General features: G+C 71.6%; 10 protein-coding genes. 3 read left to right on the forward strand and 7 right to left on the reverse strand.

The window, feature by feature from the left end; genetic code table 11:
* Positions 1-94: 94 nt before the first annotated feature.
* Positions 95-3,229, reverse strand: a complete 3,135-nt coding sequence (locus tag OG948_RS28110; RefSeq protein ID WP_406299109.1) for a BTAD domain-containing putative transcriptional regulator — start codon at positions 3,227-3,229, stop codon at positions 95-97.
* A gap of 342 nt (positions 3,230-3,571) precedes the next feature.
* Between OG948_RS28110 and OG948_RS28115 the strand changes: the two genes are divergently transcribed.
* Both OG948_RS28115 and OG948_RS28120 read left to right on the forward strand, forming a co-directional pair.
* Positions 3,572-4,795, forward strand: a complete 1,224-nt coding sequence (locus tag OG948_RS28115; RefSeq protein WP_406299110.1) for a hypothetical protein — start codon at positions 3,572-3,574, stop codon at positions 4,793-4,795.
* Positions 4,792-5,184, forward strand: a complete 393-nt coding sequence (locus OG948_RS28120) for a hypothetical protein (protein ID WP_406299111.1) — start codon at positions 4,792-4,794, stop codon at positions 5,182-5,184. Before OG948_RS28115 ends, OG948_RS28120 begins: the two co-directional genes overlap by 4 nt.
* Before the next feature lie 8 nt (positions 5,185-5,192).
* Here OG948_RS28120 and OG948_RS28125 read toward each other — a convergent pair whose 3' ends face one another.
* From OG948_RS28125 to OG948_RS28145, 5 genes are all read right to left on the reverse strand, one after another.
* Positions 5,193-7,409, reverse strand: a complete 2,217-nt coding sequence (locus tag OG948_RS28125) for an ATP-binding protein (protein WP_406299112.1) — start codon at positions 7,407-7,409, stop codon at positions 5,193-5,195.
* A gap of 144 nt (positions 7,410-7,553) precedes the next feature.
* Entirely contained in the window at positions 7,554-8,507 is a 954-nt protein-coding gene (locus OG948_RS28130; protein WP_406299113.1) for an ABC transporter substrate-binding protein, read from the reverse strand.
* A 107-nt stretch (positions 8,508-8,614) separates the two neighbouring features.
* Positions 8,615-9,412, reverse strand: coding sequence for an ABC transporter ATP-binding protein (locus OG948_RS28135; protein WP_406299114.1), 798 nt, complete (start codon positions 9,410-9,412; stop codon positions 8,615-8,617).
* Positions 9,409-10,446, reverse strand: a complete 1,038-nt coding sequence (locus OG948_RS28140) for a FecCD family ABC transporter permease (RefSeq protein WP_406299115.1) — start codon at positions 10,444-10,446, stop codon at positions 9,409-9,411. The genes OG948_RS28135 and OG948_RS28140 overlap by 4 nt, the downstream gene beginning before the upstream one ends.
* On the reverse strand, positions 10,443-11,465 hold the full coding sequence (locus tag OG948_RS28145; RefSeq protein ID WP_406299116.1) for a FecCD family ABC transporter permease: 1,023 nt from the start codon (positions 11,463-11,465) through the stop codon (positions 10,443-10,445). The genes OG948_RS28140 and OG948_RS28145 overlap by 4 nt, the downstream gene beginning before the upstream one ends.
* 317 nt (positions 11,466-11,782) lie before the next feature.
* Between OG948_RS28145 and OG948_RS28150 the strand changes: the two genes are divergently transcribed.
* Positions 11,783-13,369, forward strand: a complete 1,587-nt coding sequence (locus OG948_RS28150) for an amidohydrolase (RefSeq protein ID WP_406299117.1) — start codon at positions 11,783-11,785, stop codon at positions 13,367-13,369.
* Positions 13,370-13,684: 315 nt separating this feature from the next.
* Here the strand turns inward: OG948_RS28150 and OG948_RS28155 are convergent, their stop codons facing one another.
* On the reverse strand, positions 13,685-14,209 hold the full coding sequence (locus OG948_RS28155) for a hypothetical protein (RefSeq protein WP_406299118.1): 525 nt from the start codon (positions 14,207-14,209) through the stop codon (positions 13,685-13,687).
* Positions 14,210-14,294 lie beyond the last annotated feature (85 nt).

The following is a 14,294-nucleotide window of genomic DNA, read 5'->3' on the forward strand; positions in this document are numbered from 1 at the left end:
GGACCAAAGATGCCAGAGAGCCTCTACTATTTGCCTGCCACTTTCATGATGAGCGCAGCCGACTTCTGGTCGACGTTCGCGTTCTGGGTCTGAGTCAGCCCGCCGCGTCGTCGATGTGGCCCAGTGCGGTGCGTGCCTCGTCCGCCTCGGTGGCGCCCAGGCGCTCATAGCAGGCCAGCGCGGACGACCAGTACGGACGGGCGGCGAGCGCGCCGTCGATTGCCTCGGTCGTCCGTGCCAAACCGGCCAGTGCGTGCGCTTCCTCGAGTTCGATGCCCATCCGACGGGCCAGTTCCGCGCTCGTCCGATACTCCGCACGAGCGCCGGTGAGGTCGCCCACGTCGTGGCGGGCCCGGGCGAAGCCGGCGGCGGCCCGCTGGCGGTGCAGGTCGTCGTCGATGCGCTCGGCGATCTCGCGGCCCCGGGCGAAGTGCTCGATGGCCTCGTCCGGAGCGCTCATCGCCAAGTGCGCGAGGCCGACGTTGATCCGAGTGTCCGCCTCGCAGCGCAGGTCGCTGATCTGTGCGTAGACGCGGAGCGCCTGCGCGTAGCGCGCCAAGGCGCCGGTCGGATCACCGCGCGCGAGATCGACCTGACCCAGATTGTTCATCAGCACCGCGTATTCGGCCCGAGCATTGCTTCGCCGGACCACGTCGAGCGATTCCAGGTAGTAGCGCTCGGCGTTGTCGAAATCGTCCTGGAGAAAATAGAGCTCGCCGATGTTGTTGAGGATTTTCGCCAGTTCGCGCCATTCGCCGAGCGATTCGTAGATGTCCCGCGCGGCGAATAAGTGGGCGGCCGCCCGATCGAATTTCCGCAGATGGCCGAATGTCACGCCGAGGTGCAGCAGAATTCCGGCCCGTCCGTGTGGATTGTCCATCCCGCCGTGCATCGCCAACGCCCGTTCCAGATGTTCCCGGGCAGCCGTGAGCCGACCCGCGCGCACGTGGGTCGCGCCGATCTCGGCGAGGGCCTCGACCTGGCCGCGCAGGTCCTTCGCGTCCTCGGCGAGCGCGAGTGCCTCGGCGGCGTCGCGGAACGCGGCGTCGTGCGCGCCCAGGCGCCACTGGATCGAGGCGCGCTCGATCAGCAAGTGCGTTTCCGCCCGGGGATTCGGCGTGCCGTCGCGGCGCCACGCCTCGAGTGAGGCGCTGTACAGGTCGCGGGCGACCTCCCACGAGCCCCATTTCAACAAGGATCGGGTCAGCACCTCGGGTAGGAAGCGAATGTGCTCGGGCGACTCGACGCCGGCCGACCGCGTCGCCGCCACCAGGTTGAGGCGTTCTCGGCCGAGCCATTCCTCCGCCTCCTCGGCCGTCGCGAACGGCGGAGTCGTCCGGCGCGCCGGCACCGGCACCAGGCCCGAGCGCCGCCCGTGCGGGTAGGCCAGCCGATCGGCCTGGTCGGCCAGGTCCAGGTACAGATCCAGTAGCCGTCCCAGCGCGTCCGCGCGCTCTCGATCCGGCTCCTCGTGGTGGGCCGAGTGGATCGCGAAGTCGTGCACCAGGTCGTGGAAGCGATAGCGGTCGTGGGCGGGCTCGTCCAGCAGGTGGGTCTCCACCAACTCGTCGATGGCCCGCCGGGTTTCGTCCGGCCCGACGCCGCACAGCGCCACCGCGGCCGGCCACGCGAGGTCGGGACCGGGGTGCAGGGCGAGGCGGCGGAAAACCGATCGCGCGGCCGGGCCCAGTTCCGCGTAGGAGAGGTCGAACGCCATCGAGATTCCCGGGGGCGCGTCGATCACGTCCAGTCGTCGGGTCGCCTGGGCCAGCCGTGCGGCCAGATCGCGGACCCGCCAGGCGCGGTGTCGAAAGCGATTCGCCGTCAGTTGCACCGCCAACGGGTGGTTGCCGCACCGATTCACGATCTCGTCGACCAGCGCGCGGTCCGCGTTGTCCAGCTTTCGGGACTCCTCCGCGATCCGGGTGAACAGGGCCGCCGCGTCCGCCGTGTCGGGCACCTCCAAGGAGAGCGAACCGGCGCCTTCGAGATCGGTGAGCCGCCGCCTGCTGGTTACCAGCACCCGGCAACTGGGGCTCCCCGGCAGCAATAATCGCACCTGCGCGGCGTCTCGCACGTCGTCCAGCACGATCAGCGCGCGCCGGTCGGACATCTCCCGTCGCCACTGAGCCGCGCGCAGATCGAGTGTGGGCGCCAGGTGTTGTGCCGGCGTGCCCGTCGAGATCAGCAGCGACCCCAGCGCTTCGGTCGGTTCCACGGGCGCCTCGTGCGGATCGTGCGCGTGCAGGTTCAGATACAGCCGGCCGTCCGGATAGCTCGCCCGCATTCGGTGCGCGGCGTGGATGGCCAGGCAGGTCTTGCCCACCCCGGCCAGACCGGAGATCACCGTGATCGGCAGCGCGTTCCCGACATCGTCCTTGCGCAACAGCGCGGCCACCTCGGCGCGTCGGCCGATGAAGTGCCGGGTGTCCCGCAGCAGCGTGTCGGGCGCCGTTACGGTCGGTTCGGCGGACAACGCCCGCACCGGCGGCTCCGTGCGGGACTGGGCGGGCACCGACAGGGCCGGGTCCCGATGCAGCAGCCGGGTGTGCAGCCGTTCCAGGTCCGGTCCGGGGTCCGCGCCCAGTTCGGTGTTCAGCCGGGCTCGGGTCCGCCGGTAGGTCTCCAACGCCTCGCTGTATCGCCCGCAGCGGTACAGCGCGAGCATCAAATCGGCCACCACCGGTTCGGCGACGGGGTGACGCGCGGCCAGATCGCGTAACTCGCCCACGACCTCCGCGTGTCGACCCAGGACGAGCTCCAGGTGGATGCGACGTTCGCGGATCTGCCGGCGCTGCTCCTTGAGCTTGTCCCGCATGGACTCCACCCACAGTCCGGGCAGTCCGGCGAACGGCTGTCCGCGCCAGAGTTGTTCGGCCGTGCGCAGGAGGTCGGCGGCCGATGCCGGATCCTCGGTCGCGTTGGCCTGTTCGTACAGCCGGCGAAAGCGGCGGAAGTCGACCGACTCGGGATCCACGAGCAGGCGGTACGTCCGCGAATCCGAGGACACTCGCGCGGCGTCGCCCGTGGCGCGCAGCCGGTTGCGCAGTCGGGATATGTAGCTGCGCAGGGTCTCGACCGAGGTGATCGGCGGCTCGTCGTCCCACACCCGACTGATCATCGAGTCCGTGGAGACCGCGGCTCCTTCGGCACCCAGGAGAACGGCCAGCACGCACCGCTCCTTCAGCGATCCCAACTGCTGCCGCGTACCGTCCACCCACAATTCCATCGGTCCCAGCACGTGGATCGATAGCACCGCGTTATCCCCCCGCCCCAGTCCTCCCTGGCCAACGCGCCCGGTGCCGAGGTGTCGTCCAACCACTGTGGCACGTCCCGCCACAGCGCCACCAGAACGCGGCACCCGCAATCGACCGGAAATCGCCTATGCGTGACGACGGGTTCCGGTTGGCCGCGTTCTTGCAGGCGCATTGCAGGCGACCTGCAATGAATTCATCCGCTTCATCGGGGATGTCCGACTCGGCGGCAGTGCTTCGCCGCATCGACCGAACCGACCGCCCGGCCACGGGGGAACGGGGCCCGTCCGGTGGTGACGACGCTCATGGAGGCATGGATGACGATCATGGCGAACAACGATTGGAGACCCGTACCCGTCCGACCGGACGCGGCACGGTGGACGACCCGATCGGCGGTGCGGGGGGTGCTCGTCGTGGTGCACAACGTCACGTCGGGGCAGCGCCTGATCGACGCCGTTCGGCTCCTGGAGGGGGATCTGCGCGTGCACGTGTTCTTCACCATGGCGCCCACGGTCTTCGCCTCGGGGGTCGCGGAATTCCTCGATCGGCTCGGTGCCACCACGCTGCCGTGGCAGCGCGCGGTCGACATGCGCTTCGACCTCGCGCTGGCGGCCGGGCACGAGGGACTGCACGAACTGGACGCGCCGGTGATCGTGATGGCACACGGCGCCGGGCACAACAAGCTGGTGTCCGCCCCGCGCGGCGGCCGCATGGTGGCCCCACGCGGAACCTACGGTCTGTCCGCGCAATGGCTGATCCGGGACGGGCGGTTGGTGCCGGCCGGCATCCTGCTCGCGCACGCCGAGGAGTTGGCCCGGCTCGGTGTCGCCTGCCCGGAGGCGGTATCCGCGGCAGTGGTCGCCGGCGACCCCAACTACGACTGCCTGGTCGCGAGTCGCCCCGATCGTGCCCGCTATCGCGACGCACTGCGCATCGGCGCCCGACAACGACACGTCGTGGTCACCTCGACCTGGGGTGGCAACTCGCTGCTCGGCCGAACACCCGAGTTGCTGCATCGGATGACCACGGAACTGCCGCGCGACGCCTACCGGGTGACCGCGTTGATGCATCCCAACGTATGGAGCGGGCACGGCGCCTGGCAGGTGCGGTCCTGGCTCGCCGAGTCGCTGCGCGAGGGCCTGGTGCTGATCCCGCCGGAGGACGACTGGCGGGGCGTGCTGGTCTCGGCGGACTGTGTGGTCGGTGATCACGGCTCGCTGAGCCTGTACGCCACCGCCACCGGGGCTCCGGTGGCGCTGGCGACCTACCCGGAACAGGACATCGATCCCGCGTCCCCGCTGGGCGATCTGGCGGCCTTCGCGCCGCGGATCCGCCATCGCCGGTCGATGGTGGGGCAACTGTCGCGGATCCCGGCGGAATTCCGACAGTCGGACTACGCCCGGGTGGCCGCGCGGATCACCTCCGAGCCCGGCAGGTTCGCCCGCAACACCCGCGGCCTGATGTATCGGCACCTGAAGCTGAAGGTGCCCCCGGGGCGACCGTTCGTCCGGGTCGCGGACCTGCCGGGACCGATCCGATGACGGGGTCCCGGGCCTGCCCGAACTCGGGACCGACCGATCCCGGCGCCGTCTCGGTCGCCGTGCTGATCCGCTCCGAGGACGGGACGGTCGTCGTCGACGAGCATCTGCGCGCGGAACCGTCCTCCAGCCGAGCGCAGTTGGCCGACGTCCTGGTGGTGGACGAGCCCGGCCCGACGTCGTGGTCCCGGGTCGGGGCCCGCGACCGCGAGTTGGCCACGAGCCATCCCGGTGCTCTCGTCACGATGATCGTCTGCGGACCGACGCTGGCCCTGGTCCGCATCGGCGGTGCGACGGCGGGCCCGGCCCGGCGGACGAGCGGTGATCCCTCGTGGCCGGTGTACGCCTCGATCCTGCACGCGCTGACCGTCCGGGAGGTCGCGCCGCGCTGAGTCGCGGATCACCCCGGCGGCCCGAGGTCGCGCAGCCGCGCGCGAACGTCCTCGGCCGCCGGGGCCCGAACGGCGTCGTACAGGTCCAGCGCCTCGGTGTACAACTCCCGCGCTCGCTCGGGACGGCCCTGGAGCGCGGCCGTTTCGCCGAGCGCGGTGAGCACGTGCGCGACCTCCACCCGCGCGCTGTGGTCTCTCAGCACGTCCAGGGCCGCGACCAGGTGCCGCTCGGCCTGATCGGGCCGGGCCGAGCCCGACAACGCGCGGCCGATCAGGGCCCGGGCACGGGCGGCGTTGTACGCGTCGCCCAACCGGGCCAGTTCGGACCGGGCCGCCTCGGCGTGTTCGAGTGCCCGGTCCAGCCGGCCCGAACGCAGTGCGACGTCCGCCCGATTGAAGCGGGCCAGCGCGGCCGGACGATCGTCGCCCAACGCCCGACACCGGATCTCGGCCTCGCGAAACGCCTCGGCCGCCTCGTCCAGTCGACCCAGGCGAAGCAGCGCCAGACCGGTGTAGTTGCGAGCGCGAGCGGCGCCGATCGCGTCTCCGGAATCCACACACACCCGGATCGCGTCGGTGAACATCCGCAGCGCCTCGGCATGGCCGCCCGCGCTCGACTCACACAGCCCGCCCGAGGTCAACATCCGCGACTCCGCCGCCGAATCGGCGCAGGCGCGTGCCGCGCGCAACCCGATCACGTGGGCGGAACGCGCGTCCGCCAGATATTTGCCGCGCAGGAACAGCGGCCACAGCGCGTCGGTCAACTGCCACGCCACGGAGTGGAGTCCGGCGTCGTCGGCGGTGCGAATCGCGGCCACGAGGGTGACCCGGTGCGCCTCCAGCCAGGCCAGCGCTTCCTTCTCGTCGGCGAACTCCACGTACGGGACGCCGTCGTCGGCGTAGTCGCGGGCCAATGAGCGATGTTGGGGTTCGAGGATCTCCTCGGCTCGGGTCGCCGTGGCCAGGTAGTGGTCGAGCATCGCGCGCACCGCGTCGTCTTGTTCCGGGCTCGGGCGATCGGACAATTCGGCCACCGCGTGGAGTCGGATCAGATCGTGGAATCGGTAGCGACCATCCGTCGCCTCGGTGATCAGGTTCCGATCGAGGAGGGACTCGAGAACGGATCGCGCCGCCTCCTCGGGGTCCGGGACCGCGCGGGCGCCGAGCACGGCTGCCGCGACGATCGGCCCGAAGTCGGGCCCCGGATGCACGCCGAGACCGCGATACAGCAGGGCCGAGAGCTCGGGCAGGTCGCGGTAGGAGACGTCCAGCGCGGCTCGCACGGTGTGGTCGCCGTCCAGCGCGAGCGCGTTCAGGCGGCCGCGTTCGTCGGCCATCGCGCGCACCATCGTGGTGATCGGCCGGGTGGGTCGCGCCGCCAGCCGTGCCGCGGCCACCTGCACCGCCAGCGGGAGGCGTGCGCACAGGTCGACCAACTCGCCCGCCTGGACCGGTTCCTCGTCGACTCGCCGGTCGTTCATGGTGGCCGCGAGCAGTTCCACCGCGGCCTGCCGATCCAGCGGCTCGAGGTGGATCGGCACGCCGCCGTCGACCAGCAGCCCGGAGAGTCTGCTGCGGCTGGTCACCACCGTGACGTTGGGACCGGCCGGCAGCAGCGGTCTGACCTGGGCGGCGGTGGCCGCGTCGTCGAGCAGCACGGCCAACCGGCGCCGCGCGGTCAACGACCGGTACAGGCCCAGCTGTTCGGCGGGGGCGTGTGGCACCTGATCGGCCGGCACACCGAACGCGCGCAGGAAGCCTCCGACGATCTCACTCGACAGGGCCGGCCGGTCGCCGCCGTGCCCGCGCAGATCGGCGTACAACCGGCCGTCGGGGAACGCCTCGCCCAACTCGCGCAGCCAGGCCAGGGCGAGCGTCGTCTTGCCCACCCCGGGTAACCCGCTGAGCAGCGCGATCGTGCCGTTGTCGTGGCGCAGTCGGCTCAGCGCGTCCAACTCGCGACGCCGGTTGACCATCGGCGGGCCCGGTGGCAGCTGCCACGGCACGACTGTGTTGTCCGGCTGCCGCACCGAGAAGTGGATGCCGCCGTGCACGGTCCCCGCCTGCACGCTGGGGCCGTGTACGGTGCCGCCGAGTTCGTTGCGGCTCGCGGCGGGCCCGTCGGCGCGCTCGTGGTCGACCCCCGACACGTGCCGCCCCCGTTCGTCGCGGTCGAAGCTGCTCTCGCGCGTGGCCGAACCCGGCCCGGTGGGCGGGAAGGGCATTCTGGATGTTTGTCGCGTGGACGGCCCGCGAAACCTTTCCGGCCATATCGCCCGGCGCCGGGTATCGGGAATCGGTGCCCGCCTCGGGTGGCGGAGACGGGTCGACGCCGGGGTCCGGTGGCCGGGGATTGCGGATTCCGCCGCTCAGACCCGCTTCGGCAGGTACCGTTCCAGGTCGGTGAGCACGTGGCCGGCGGCGGAGTAGCCGGTGCCGACCATCCAGTACTCGTCGTCGACCTCGTGGGCCCGGTCGGCCCGGACCGCCTTCAGGGTCTTCCACAGCGGGCCGCCGAAGACCTTGTCGTGGTCGGTCTTGTCCTTGGGACCGTACGTGGCCACGAAGATCACGTCGCCGTCGGCCTTCTCGATCTGCTCCGCGCCGACCTCGACCATGAGGGTGTCGACGTTCTGCACGGCGGGGCGGCCGAGGCCGACCTCGGACAGGATGCTGCCGACGAAGCCGGCCTTGCCATACAGGCGGTTCTGGCCCGCGACGAAGCGCAACACGCTGACCTTCACCGCGGCCGGATCGCTCTGGGCGGCGCCCAGCGCCTTCGCCCGCGCGGTGAACTCGGCCACCACCCGATCACCTTCGGCCTTCTTGTTCAGCGCGTCGGCGTCCAGCAGGAAGTTCTGCCGCCACCGGGTGCCGGCCTGCTCGGAGAAGACCACCGGGGCGATCCTGCTCAGCGCGTCGTATCGATCGGTGTCGCGCACCAGGTTGCCCAGGATCAGGTCCGGGTGGAGCGCCTCGATCGCCTCCAGGTTGGGCGCGCCGATCGCGCCGACCTCCTTGATCCCGGCCGTCTTGTCGCCGTGGTACTTGGGGAATCCGGCGCCGGGGCTGCCGACGACCGACCCCACCGGCTCGACGCCCAGGGTCAGCGCGGTGTCCAACTCGCCCAGGTCGAGGGTGACCACACGCTTGGGCGCGACCGGAACCTTGACCGGGCCCTTCGCGGTACGCACCTCGCGGGTGTCCGCGGACGCCTTGGTGCCCTTGTCCCCATCGGCCCCCTCGGAGGAGCACCCGGTCAGGCCGAGGGCCAGGGCCACACCGAGGGCGGCCGTGACGCGGAGCAGGGACACGGAAGGCATGGGAGCTCCTTGCGACGGTGACGGGAACGGGGCCGACGGGAACGAGACGGGTCGAAGGGGGACCACGGATGCGCGACGACACCGTGGTTGCCACCCGCCCTGTGTGCCTACCCCGCCTTGCGCGGCTGTCCCGGAACCACCATCGGCGCGCCCGTGACCGGGCACGGGATGACCACGCAGTCGAGTCCGAAGACGTCGCGCACCAGGTCGGCCGTGACGATCCCGGCGGGCGTGCCCTGCGCGACGATCGAGCCGTCGCGCATCGCGATCAGGTGGTCCGCGTAGCGGCACGCCTGGTTGAGGTCGTGGAGCACCGCGACCACGGTGCGTTCCCGGGTGACATTCAACTCGCGCACCAGGTCGAGTACTTCGACCTGGTGCGCGATGTCCAGGAAGGTGGTCGGCTCGTCCAGGAGCAGGATGCCGGTGCCCTGGGCGAGCGCCATCGCGATCCACACTCGTTGCCGCTGGCCGCCGGAGAGCTCGTCCACGTAGCGGTCGGCGAGTTCGAGCACGTCGGTGCGTCGCATCGCGTCCGCCACCACGTCCTCGTCCTCGTCGGACCACTGCTGCCACCAGCGCTGGTACGGCTGCCGGCCGCGCGCGATCAGGTCGGCGACGGTGATGCCCTCGGGCGGTACCGGGCTTTGCGGCAACACGCCGATTCGCCGGGCGATCTCGCGGGTGGGCAGGTCGCGCAGCGCCGCGCCGTCGAGCAGCACGCTGCCCGAGACCGGCTTGAGCAGCCGGCCCAGTGAGCGCAACAGGGTCGACTTGCCGCACGCGTTCGGGCCGACCACGACGGTGACCTTTCCGGCCGGCACGTCCAGATCGAGGTCGCGCACCACGATCCGGTCCTCGTAACCGAGCGTCAGATCGCGTGCGCCGAGCTGGTGGGTGGTCATGAGGCGCCTCCGGCACGGGAACGGGTCAACATCCACAACAGGTACGGGCCGCCGACGGCGGCGGTGAGCACCCCCACCGGCAACTCGGCGTCGGGGATCAGCATCCGCGCGCCGATGTCCGCGAGGACCACGATCAGCGCGCCGAGCAGTGCCGAACACACCAGCGGCACCTGCGGGGTTCGGGTCAGCCGGCGGGCCAGTTGGGGCGCCACCAGGGCGACGAAGTCCACCGGACCGGCGGCCCCCGTGGCCACCGACGCGAGCAACACGCCGACCACGACCAGGCCGAGTCGGATCCGGCCGAGCCGCACGCCCAGGGCGATCGCGGTGTCGTCGTCGAAGCCGGCCGAGCGGGACGCCCGCGCCGCCCACACGATCGCCGGCGTGAGCGCGACCAGTACCCACAACAGCGGCTCGGCCTGGGACCAGCCACGCCCGTTCAGGCTGCCCGACATCCACACCTTGGCCTGCTGGGCCAAGGTGATGTCGGCCTTGGTGAGCAGCAGGTTGGTGACCGAGTACAGCGCCACCGAGATGCCGACGCCGATCAGCACGAAGCGCTGCGCGTTCAGGCCCCGGCGCCAGGCCAGCAGGTAGACCAGGAAGGCGGCGACGGTGCCGCCCGCGACCGCGGTGAGCGGGGTCGCGGTGGGCCCGCCGAAACCGAAGACCAGGCCGAACACCACGGCCGCCGCCGCTCCGTGCGAGACGCCGATGACGTCGGGACTGGCCAGCGGGTTGCGCGCCACGGTCTGGATCAGCGCGCCGGCGATGCCGAAGGACAGTCCGACCAACAGCCCGGCCGTCGTGCGCGGCAGCCGCAGCGTCTCGACGACGATGCTGTCGTCGACGCCGAACACCACCTTGAGCACGTCGCCGGGCAGGATGAACCGCACGCCCACGCACAGGCTGAGCAGGAACGCGGCCGCGAGCAGCACGGCCAGCACGCTCGCGACCACCGTGGAGCGGCGGTGCAGCAGGAACGAGAAGCGCGGGCGACGGACCAGGACATGGCCGTACGGGCGGTAGCTCATCCGGACACCACCGTCTTGCGGCGCACCAGCGCGACCAGGATCGGTACGCCGATCAGCGCGGTCATCGCCCCCACCTCGACCTCGGCGGGCGGGAAGATGATCCGGCCCAGCACGTCGGCGACCAACAGCAGGATCGGCGCGAGCAGCGCCGACATGGTCAGCACCCAGCGGTGGTCGGTGCCCACCAGGGCCCGCGCGGCGTGCGGGACGGCCAACCCGACGAAGGAGATCGGGCCGGTCGCGGCCACCGCGACGCCGGTCAGCACGGTCGCGCCCAGGCCACCGACGATCCGGATGCGATTCACCTTGTGGCCCAGCCCCTTGGCCACGTCGTCACCCAGCGCGAGCGCGTCCAGGCCGCGGGCGACGGAGGCCATCAAGAGCATGCCCGCGGCGACGAACGGCAACATCCGCCAGGCCACGTCGTCGGTGCGCCCGGACAGCGAGCCGACCAGCCAGAACCGGTACTGGTCCAGCGTGCCCTGGTCGGTGGTCAGCACCAGGGTGATCACCGCGCCGAGGGTGGCCGCCAGGGCCTGCCCGGACAGCGCGAGCTTGACCGGGGTGGCGCCGCCGCGCCCACGCGCCGCGACCGCGTACACCAGCACCCCCGTGCACAGCGCGCCGGCGAAGCCGAACCACACGTATCCGGTCAGGCTGGTCACGCCGAACACCGCGATCGCGGTCACCACGCCGGTGGCCGCGCCGGTGCTGATGCCCAGGATGCCGGGCTCGGCGATCGGGTTGCGGGTCAGCCCCTGCATGCAGGCGCCGGCGATGCCGAGCGACGCGCCGACCAGGAGCGCGACCACGGTACGCGGCACGCGCATCGAGTTGACCACGATCGCGTCCGTGGAGTCGCCGCCGTGCACGAGCGCGTCCAGGACGACGCTCGGTGCGATGGCTCGACTGCCCACGGTGAGGCTGAGCAGACAGGCGGCGGCCAGCACGAACAGGACCGAGACCAGGTAGAGGGCTCGGCGCTTGGTCGCACGACCCCGCGTCGGGAGGACATTCACTGGAGAAGGCTAGGCTTACCTGATATGTCCGAGTGGGCCGGGGGCCCGAGTTCACGCAGGGTCGCCGGACGATTTCGCCGGCCGTGCCCGCGGCTCGCGCACGAACGGGTCCGGGCCGACCGTGCACGCCGCCTCGGCACCGATCGCCTCGCCGGCGGCCCCGTTCTGCGACCCTTCGACCTTCGATACTTGGACCTTCGACTCCTCGACTCCTCGACCGAGACGGTCGAGCGGATCCGGCCCGTGCAGTGGTGGGATCCGTATCGGCCGAGACACCCGAGCGGAACCGAATCACCTTGATCTACGGAGTGAGCACCATGACCACCACCCTGTTCCGGGGCGCCGTGCGCACCGGCGCGGGCGACTCCGACGCGCTCGCCGTACGCGACGGCCGGGTCGTCGCGCTCGGGGCGGCCGCGCTCGCGCTCGACGCCGACGAGGTCGTCGAACTGGGTGCGGGCCTGCTGCTGCCGGCCTTCGGTGACGGACACGCCCACCCCCTATTCGGCGGTCTCGAACACTTCGGGCCGCAGGTCAAGGGCCTGAGCAGCGTCGAGGCGATCGCCGCCGAGGTCGGGCGCTGGGCGGCCGAACACCCGGACGAGGAGTGGATCGTCGGTGCGAGCTACGACCCGACCCTGGTCCCGGACGGCGAGTTCGACGCCCGCTGGCTGGACGCGGCGGTGGCCGACCGACCCGTGGTGTTGCGGGCGTACGACTATCACACCGTGTGGTGCAACACCGAGGCGCTGCGCCGGGCCGGGGTCACCGCCGCCACCCCCGACCCTCGGCTCGGCTGGATCGTCCGTCGCCCGGACGGCTCGGCGCTGGGCACGCTGCGCGAATGGCACGCGTGCGATCTGGTGTTGGACCGGGTGCCGGGACGACCGCTGGACGAACTGGTCGACGCGTTGCGGGTGGCCGGCGCGGCGTACGCGAGCGCGGGGCTGACCTGGGTTCAGGATGCCTGGGTGGAGCCGGAGATGGTGCCGGCGTACGTCGAGGCGGCGCGGCGCGGGGCGTTGGCCTTCCGGGCCAATCTGGCCTTCCGCGCCGACCCGGACCGGTGGCGGGAGCAGCGTGCCGAGTTCGTCGCCGCGCGGGCGTCGGTGGCGGCCGAGGGCGGGCCGTTGTTGTCCGCGCGGACGGTGAAGTTCTTCGCGGACGGCGTGATCGAGGGTGGTACGGCCGCGATGCTCGAACCCTATTGCGACGCGCCGCACAGCTGCGGGATGCCGGTATGGCCGCCGGCCGCGCTGGCCGAGGCGGTCACCGCGTTCGACGCGGACGGGTTCCAGGTGCACATCCACGCGATCGGCGACGCGGGGGTACGGACCGCGCTGGACGCGATCGAGGCCGCCGCGTCGGCCAACCCGAGATGGGATCGGCGGCCGGTGATCGCGCACGTGCAAATCGTCGACCCGGCCGACCTGGATCGTTTCGCACGGCTCGGGGTGATCGCCAACTTCGAGCCGCTGTGGGCTCAACTCGACCCGTTGCAGACCGAGTTGTCGATTCCCCGGGTGGGCCCGGAGCGGGGCGACCGGCAGTACCCGATGCGCGGCCTGGTCGACTCGGGCGCGCCGGTGTCGTTCGGCAGCGATTGGCCGGTGAGTTCGCATCAGCCGCTGGAGGGCATACAAGTCGCGGTCACCCGACGGACGTTCGAGGGCACGCCGAGCCGGGGCTGGACGCCGCGCGAGCGGTTGACGGTGGATCAGGCGTTGGACGCCTACACGGGTGGGGTCGCCCATCAGGCATTCGCGGACGACCGGCGGGTGTTGGAGGTGGGTGGTGCGGCCGATCTGGTGTGGCTGAGCGCGGATCCGCGCGTGGTCGACCCGATGACGCTGCGGCGGATCGCGGTGCTGGGGACGTGGTTGGCGGGGACGCGCACGCACTGAGTCGATGAGCGGGGCGAGGCAGGGCGCCGCGGGGCAAGCGCCTCGCTCGGCGTGCGGGCCTGCCGCGCGAGAGCAATCTTCGAGCGTACCGGCCGGTTATGGGGCAAATCGGGCTAGGATGGCCACATTTGCTGGCCCTATGACCCTTACGAGTGAATCTGAAGGTTATTCGGGCTAAAGCTGACGGTTGTGCCGGAAGATCGATCCCATGAGCGCATGGGGTCGGGCGCGCCGGTGGGGGTGCGTGGTCGGGGCGGGGGCCTTGTTGGCTGCTCCGGCCGGTGTGGCGTGGGCGGGGTCGGGTGCCGGGAGTGGTCACGCGCCGGGCACGAACGTGGATGTGTGTGTCTCGATCGGCCGTTCGCCCGGAGCGGTGGTCAAAGTCGATGTGACCGCGGCGACCGGGCCGCCGACCCATGGGATCGGGCTCACCGTCGACTTCCGGCTGGTGCGGGACGGCTCGTGTCGGCCGACGCCCAAACCGTCGCCGACACCCACGAAACCCAAGCCCACGCCGCCGCCCGCGTCCACGCCGCCGCCGAAGCCCACGCCGGTGCGGACCACTCCGCCGCCCGAGGTGCGATCCACGCCGGTGGCGGTCGTCGTGCCCAAGCCGACTCCGCCGCGGCCGACCCCACCGGTCTCGAAGCCCCCCAGCCCACCGCCCACCTCGCCGCCGACCACTCCTCCGGTGGTGACGCCGCCGCCGCTGCAACCGATCGCGGTCCGGCGGCCGGTGCTCCGGCCTCCTGTGGCGTCGCCGCCGGCGCGTGGGACGTCGATCGTCACGACGACGCTGCTGATCACCGCGCCGGCGATCCTGGCCGGTGCCGCGCTCAAGCCCCGAGGGCGAGCGGGCGCGCGCGGGTCGAGCGGCGGATCCGGCTGAGCCGACTCGTTTCGCCCGGTACGGCCGGGCCGCGCC

The sequence above is a fragment of the Embleya sp. NBC_00888 genome (assembly GCF_045207655.1).
Classification (GTDB): domain Bacteria; phylum Actinomycetota; class Actinomycetes; order Streptomycetales; family Streptomycetaceae; genus Embleya.